This window comes from Nostoc sp. 106C (genome assembly GCF_002154725.1).
Lineage (GTDB): Bacteria > Cyanobacteriota > Cyanobacteriia > Cyanobacteriales > Nostocaceae > Aulosira.
In genome coordinates, this window is the sequence record NZ_MTAW01000079.1 from 22480 (window position 1) to 28623 (window position 6144).

Here is a 6144-nt window from a genome sequence, read left to right on the forward strand (position 1 = left end):
AGGATTAATGGTTTATCAACCAGCAGCGGGAGCCAGGGATTTATTACCTTTGGATGTGGCTCAAAAACGCTGGATTGAAGATAGGTTACAACAAGTATTTCATCGTTGGGGATATCACAGGATTATCACCTCAACTTTGGAGCGGATGGATACCCTGATGGCAGGGGAAGCAATTCAGCGTCAAACGGTAATTCAACTCCAAAATGCTGAAGATGAAGAATTAGGGTTGCGTCCAGAGCTAACAGCCTCTATTGCTCGTACAGTCGTGACTCGCATGGCAGGTGCTACTTATCCGCAACGGCTGTACTACAATGCCAATGTCTTTCGCCGCATTTGGGAAAACAGGCATAACCGCCAACAAGAGTTTTATCAAGCTGGGGTAGAGTTGCTTGGTGCTGGTGGATTGCTAGCTAATGCAGAAGTGTTGTTGTTAGTAGCAGATTGCTTGGCGGCGCTGCCGTTGCAGCGATGGCATTTAATTTTAGGTGAGGCGGGAATTACCCGATCGCTCTTGAGCGTTTTTCCTGCCCATCTCCAAAGTAAAATTCGCCGGGCGATCGCCAATCTCGATCGCATTGCCATAGATAATTTACCTATAAGCGAGGAACTACGCGATCGCGCCAGACTGATATTGGATCTACGCGGCACAAGTAGCGAAGTATTGCGAAAAGTCAATAGCTTAGATCTAGACAAAGCACAACAAGAGGCTGTGAAAAACCTTACATCCTTAGTGGAGTTACTAGAATCCGGGGGAAATTTTCCTTTAATCCTCGATCTCAGCTTGATTCAAACCATTGACTATTACACTGGTATCGTGTTTGAAGTTGTTAGCGATACCGAAGGGCAAGCCAGAGTTTTAGGACGAGGTGGTCGCTACGACCAGCTTTTAGGACTATATCATCCCCAAGGAGAAAACATCCCCGGCATTGGCTTTGCTCTCAACATCGAAGATTTATCCCAAATTATCTTGTCTACTCAGCAATTACCGCAAGCTCCACCAGCTAGCGATTGGTTAGTAGTACCAGAAACAGCTAACGCTGATGCTGCTGCCTTTGCCTATGCGCAAAAGCTACGGTATTCTAACGAGATGGTGCGAGTAGAAATAGATTTGGGAGGAAGGGATGCAGAGGCTATCCGACAATACGCACGCGATCGCGGCATTAACCAAATTGCCTGGATTAAAGCTGATGGTTCACCTAGCATAGAACCATTGTCCTAAGTAATATCTCATTCAACAGCAAGCATTCTGGCCACTAAGCATAGGCAAAATATATACGCTACAGCTTAGTAGTAAATTTTTCTAATTGCTAGGCTAGAAACAGCCGACTTTCAACAGAGGGAATCAAGAACATGCCACACACAATTGTTACTGATGTCTGTGAAGGCATCGCTGACTGCGTAGATGCTTGTCCAGTAGCTTGCATTCATGATGGGCCGGGTAAAAACGTCAAGGGAACCGATTGGTACTGGATTGACTTTGCCACCTGTATTGATTGTGGCATCTGCATCCAAGTTTGCCCAGTTGAAGGAGCGATCGTCCCAGAAGAGCGACCCGATTTGCAAAAAACACCATAATAGTCCATAGTCCAGGATTAAGAAAGAGGCAAGGGAGCAGGGAGCAGAGGAGCAGAGGAGAGTGTGGGGAGAGAGGGGAGTGTGGGGAGAAACGAACCACATTTTCTTTCGAGCGCTCCCCCCATCTTCCCCATCCTCCCACACTTCCCACACTCCTTGTTTGCCCCATGCCCAATGCCTAATAACAGATGACTATTGACAAATGACTATTGATTATTTATTAGAAGTTCAAAATGTTCATGCTGGATATATAAAAGATGTAGATATCCTGCAAGGTGTGAATTTCCGAGTTGAAGCTGGAGAACTGGTAACCGTAATCGGCCCTAACGGTGCTGGTAAATCCACCTTGGCAAAAACCATTTTTGGACTGTTAACACCCCATACAGGCACCATTACCTTTAAAGGTGAGAATATTGCGGGATTAAAGTCAAATCAAATAGTTCAACGGGGAATGTGCTACGTACCGCAAATTTCTAATGTCTTTCCTTCCCTGAGTGTGGAAGAAAATCTAGAAATGGGGGCTTTTGTGCGTAATATTCCGCTAAAACCCCTTAAAGATAAAATATTTACCATGTTTCCCCGATTAAGCGATCGCCGTCGTCAACGCGCTGGAACTCTTTCTGGGGGAGAACGCCAAATGTTGGCAATGGGTAAAGCTTTGATGTTAGAACCGAGTTTGCTACTTTTAGATGAACCTTCTGCTGCTTTATCTCCTATTCTAGTCACACAAGTATTTGAGCAGATTAAGCAAATTAACCAGAGTGGTACAGCAATTGTTCTGGTAGAACAAAATGCCCGTAAAGCTTTGGAAATGGCTGATCGTGGTTATGTACTAGAGTCAGGACGTGATGCTATCTCCGGACCTGGGCGAGAATTGTTAAATGACCCGAAAGTGGCAGAACTGTATCTGGGAGCCGGGAAGGGGCATTAAGGAAGCAGGGGAGCAGGGAGCAGGGGGAGGAAGAAATAACTAATGACAAATGACCAATGACAAAAGATTAAATGACTCTTAAACCGTGTCAGCGGGTACTCTTGCATCTGGCTTAATTTTGATATCTTCCAGGCAACAACGAAACTGTTGTCAGGTAGATGAATGACTAGAATTAATGGATTTATTGGGCGGCGCAATTTTTTACATTTAGCAGGTATAGGTAGCCTTGGTATCGGGGCTATTGTTGGTGCTGGCGGTATGCTTTGGCAAGATGAGCCAGCAGTAGCTCAACACAAATCTCATACTGATGTTGTACAAAGACCGCAACCAGTTAATCCACAAGCCGCCTTAAACAATTTGCTAGCAGGAAATCAACGGTTTGTGCAAGGGGAGCGTCTTAATCCCCATCAATCAAAGTTGCGTTTGCAAGAAACAGCTGTAGCTCAATATCCGTTTGCAGCCATACTAGGTTGTGCTGATTCTAGAGTACCCGCAGAAATTGTTTTCGACCAAGGACTAGGGGATTTATTTGTTGTGCGAGTAGCTGGTAATGTCGCCTCGCAAGAGGCTATAGGTAGCTTGGAATACGCTACATCTGTATTAGGTGCCCAACTAATTTTAGTTCTAGGACACGCAAAATGCGGTGCAGTACACGCGGCGGTTGAAGGTCAACTACTTCCTGGCAGAATTGGTATTTTTGTAGAAGAAATCAAACCTGCGGTAGAAATAGCCAGAAACAAAACTGGCAATTTAGAAGAAGGTGCTATTATCACCAATGTGCAATATCAAGCACAAAGGTTAGCAGAAAGCTCAACAATTTTAAAAAACTTAGTTAAAGAAGGCAAACTTAAAATTGTTGGTGGTCGTTACGACTTATTAACAGGAAAAGTCACTATGCTTTCCTAATTATTAATAAGAAGTTGTTAAAAATATTATCAAAATTTTAAAAGATTTAGACTCTGGTTAATTTGAGTGGATTATCTGAGAGGTTGAATTAATTCTTAGTGCCATAGTAATTAAATAGGCATAGCCCTACCCAAAAATTACCAGTGTTACCAATATTGCAATGACAGACTTTAGAGATATTAAAGAGTGGGAAAAAGCTCATGAACTCACAGTGGCAGTATATGAGGTTACTAGAACTTTTCCAGAAGATGAATTACTAGGTTTAACACAACAAATACGTTTAGCTTGTGCTGCTATCCCAATTAAAATTGCTCAAGGATGCGACCGCGACGATCGGCAAACACAACTGAGTTTTTTGGAATTGGCGAAAGATTCAGCTATTGAGGTGGAATATTACCTGCTGCTTTGCTATGAGTTGGAATTGCTGGAAGCATCTGATTATGACCGCCTTGTCAGTAGTGTTGTAGAAGTGAAAGAATTACTGCAAGGTTTGATTGAGAAGCTGAGTCGAAATTTTTGATGATTCTCCAACTCCTCCCCGAACAGTTGCAAATTATCCGCACCCATGCTGAAAGCACTTACCCTGAGGAATGTTGCGGTATAATCTTGGGTCATGCGATTAATGAGGGCAAAACTGTAGTAGAAGTTATGCCTACAGAAAATGCCTGGAATACAGCAGCAGATGATTTCCCAGATGATGACAAAGGAGAAAGTCAAAGGCGAAGATATGCGATCGCACCCCAAGTTATGTTACAAGCACAAAGGCAAGCACGCGATCGCTCGCTGAATATTATCGGTATTTATCACTCCCATCCCGATGTACCTGCGATTCCCTCAGAATGCGATCGCCTCTATGCTTGGCCTGAATACTCGTATATAATAGTTTCTGTTCAAAAAGGTAAAGCTGAGACACTCCAAAGCTGGAGTTTAGACGACACTCATCAATTCCAACCAGAAACAATTAAGAACATAATTTAAATAACCGCTCAATACGGATAACATTTTTCGGTACTATTGATAGTCCGCTCTCCACATTAAATTGCTATGCTCAATCCCAATCTGGAAGAAATCCAGTTGTCAAAGGACGATTACGAACGCTACTCCCGCCACCTAATTTTGCCGGAAGTGGGAGTAGAAGGGCAAAAACGCCTGAAAGCCGCCAGTGTACTATGTATTGGTACAGGTGGACTGGGTGCGCCACTGCTGTTATATTTAGCAGCTGCGGGTGTTGGACGCATCGGTATTGTTGATTTCGATGTTGTCGATACTTCTAATTTGCAACGCCAAGTCATTCACGGTACATCTTGGGTAGGTAAACCCAAGATTGAATCAGCTAAGCAGCGAATTTTGGAAATTAACCCTTACTGTCAGGTTGATCTCTACGAGACTCGCCTCAGTTCCGAAAATGCTCTGAGTCTCCTAGAGCCTTATGATATTGTTGTGGATGGTACTGATAACTTCCCCACGAGATATCTAGTTAACGACGCTTGTGTGTTGCTTAACAAGCCCAACGTCTATGGTTCTATTTTCCGCTTTGAAGGACAAGCAACTGTATTTAACTACGAAGGCGGGCCGAATTATCGCGACTTGTATCCCGAACCACCACCACCAGGAATGGTTCCCTCCTGTGCAGAAGGTGGGGTGTTAGGAATATTGCCAGGAATTATTGGTGTCATCCAAGCAACGGAAACTGTCAAAATTATTCTCGGACAAGGTAATACTTTAAGTGGACGACTGCTGCTGTACAACGCTTTAGAAATGAAGTTCCGCGAGTTGAAGCTGCGTCCCAACCCCATTCGCCCAGTTATTGAAAAACTGATAGACTACGAAGAATTCTGCGGTATTCCCCAAGCTAAAGCAGAGGAAGCAAAGCAGCAGCAAGAAGTTCAAGAAATGACTGTTGTGGAATTGAAACAGTTATTAGATAGCGGTGCAAAAGACTTTGTACTGCTGGATGTGCGCAATCCTCATGAGTACGAAATCGCCAAGATTCCTGGTGCTGTATTAGTACCGTTACCAGATATTGAAAATGGCGATGGCGTGCAAAAGGTAAAAGAAGTACTCAACGGTCACCGCTTAATAGCTCATTGTAAAATGGGCGGGCGATCGGCAAAAGCCCTGAGCATTCTCAAAGAATCTGGGATTGTCGGGACTAACGTCAAAGGTGGAATTACCGCTTGGAGTCGGGAAGTAGATCCTTCAGTTCCAGAATATTAAATTCCCAGATATCTACAGTTCTGACTTGCATCAAATATAAGCAATAGTAGGGGCACAGCATTGCTCATACGTGTCAAATTAACGTTTAACCCTTATCAAAACGTGATTTTGGATTAACTCACTACCATCACTCAACGCGTTACCCCACCCCAGTTTTGTCTAAAGCCAAAACGTCCCCTCCCCAAGGCTTCTACGGTGTACACACAAGTACTATCTGCAAGAGTTTCAGGCGTTATAGACCCCTGAAATTGTCATTACAAGCGTAGCGATAGCCTAGCGAAGTAATCACATAATCCCGTGGTTTTTGCGATTGCTAAAGAGCGGGAGGGCTTCGCCTACTTCGTTCCTCCTCGCTGCGGACAGGCTCCCAGAGCGATCGCACAACCTAAAGCTAGGCGACGAAACAAAACCTTAGGTAGGATTTCAAGACTTGTGTGTACACCGTAGCCCCAAGGCTTGGGGCTTTCAAGGGTAGGGAATTAAAAATCAGGCAGTAGAGAGGGTAATTTGAAACA

The 6144-nt window shown here is 44.1% G+C and carries 7 protein-coding genes; all 7 read left to right on the forward strand.

Annotated elements, in window-relative coordinates; translation table 11 throughout:
* Positions 1-7: 7 nt before the first annotated feature.
* Entirely contained in the window at positions 8-1219 is a 1212-nt protein-coding gene (locus BV375_RS08095) for an ATP phosphoribosyltransferase regulatory subunit (RefSeq protein ID WP_086759179.1), read from the forward strand.
* A gap of 131 nt (positions 1220-1350) precedes the next feature.
* Positions 1351-1575 carry a ferredoxin family protein gene (locus BV375_RS08100; RefSeq protein WP_086759182.1) on the forward strand — a complete coding sequence of 75 codons (225 nt, stop codon included), beginning with the start codon at positions 1351-1353 and terminating at the stop codon, positions 1573-1575.
* A 202-nt stretch (positions 1576-1777) separates the two neighbouring features.
* Positions 1778-2506 carry an ABC transporter ATP-binding protein gene (locus BV375_RS08105; RefSeq protein ID WP_086759184.1) on the forward strand — a complete coding sequence of 243 codons (729 nt, stop codon included), beginning with the start codon at positions 1778-1780 and terminating at the stop codon, positions 2504-2506.
* 162 nt (positions 2507-2668) lie between these two features.
* Positions 2669-3412: a carbonic anhydrase gene (locus tag BV375_RS08110; RefSeq protein WP_086759187.1), complete on the forward strand. Its 744-nt coding sequence runs from the start codon at positions 2669-2671 to the stop codon at positions 3410-3412.
* A gap of 160 nt (positions 3413-3572) precedes the next feature.
* The gene (locus BV375_RS08115; RefSeq protein WP_086759189.1) at positions 3573-3932 is read left to right on the forward strand and encodes a four helix bundle protein; all 360 of its coding nucleotides are present in this window, start codon (positions 3573-3575) and stop codon (positions 3930-3932) included.
* On the forward strand, positions 3932-4390 hold the full coding sequence (locus tag BV375_RS08120) for a M67 family metallopeptidase (protein ID WP_086759192.1): 459 nt from the start codon (positions 3932-3934) through the stop codon (positions 4388-4390). Before BV375_RS08115 ends, BV375_RS08120 begins: the two co-directional genes overlap by 1 nt.
* 66 nt (positions 4391-4456) lie before the next feature.
* Positions 4457-5629, forward strand: coding sequence for a molybdopterin-synthase adenylyltransferase MoeB (gene moeB, locus BV375_RS08125; RefSeq protein ID WP_086759194.1), 1173 nt, complete (start codon positions 4457-4459; stop codon positions 5627-5629).
* The last annotated feature ends 515 nt before the right edge of the window (positions 5630-6144 follow it).

Coding starts and splice junctions, on each gene's coding strand:
- BV375_RS08095 (WP_086759179.1), top strand. CDS start 8: ATGGTTTATCAACCAGCAGCGGGAGCCAGGGATTTATTACCTTTGGAT.
- BV375_RS08100 (WP_086759182.1), top strand. CDS start 1,351: ATGCCACACACAATTGTTACTGATGTCTGTGAAGGCATCGCTGACTGC.
- BV375_RS08105 (WP_086759184.1), top strand. CDS start 1,778: ATGACTATTGATTATTTATTAGAAGTTCAAAATGTTCATGCTGGATAT.
- BV375_RS08110 (WP_086759187.1), top strand. CDS start 2,669: ATGACTAGAATTAATGGATTTATTGGGCGGCGCAATTTTTTACATTTA.
- BV375_RS08115 (WP_086759189.1), top strand. CDS start 3,573: ATGACAGACTTTAGAGATATTAAAGAGTGGGAAAAAGCTCATGAACTC.
- BV375_RS08120 (WP_086759192.1), top strand. CDS start 3,932: ATGATTCTCCAACTCCTCCCCGAACAGTTGCAAATTATCCGCACCCAT.
- moeB (WP_086759194.1), top strand. CDS start 4,457: ATGCTCAATCCCAATCTGGAAGAAATCCAGTTGTCAAAGGACGATTAC.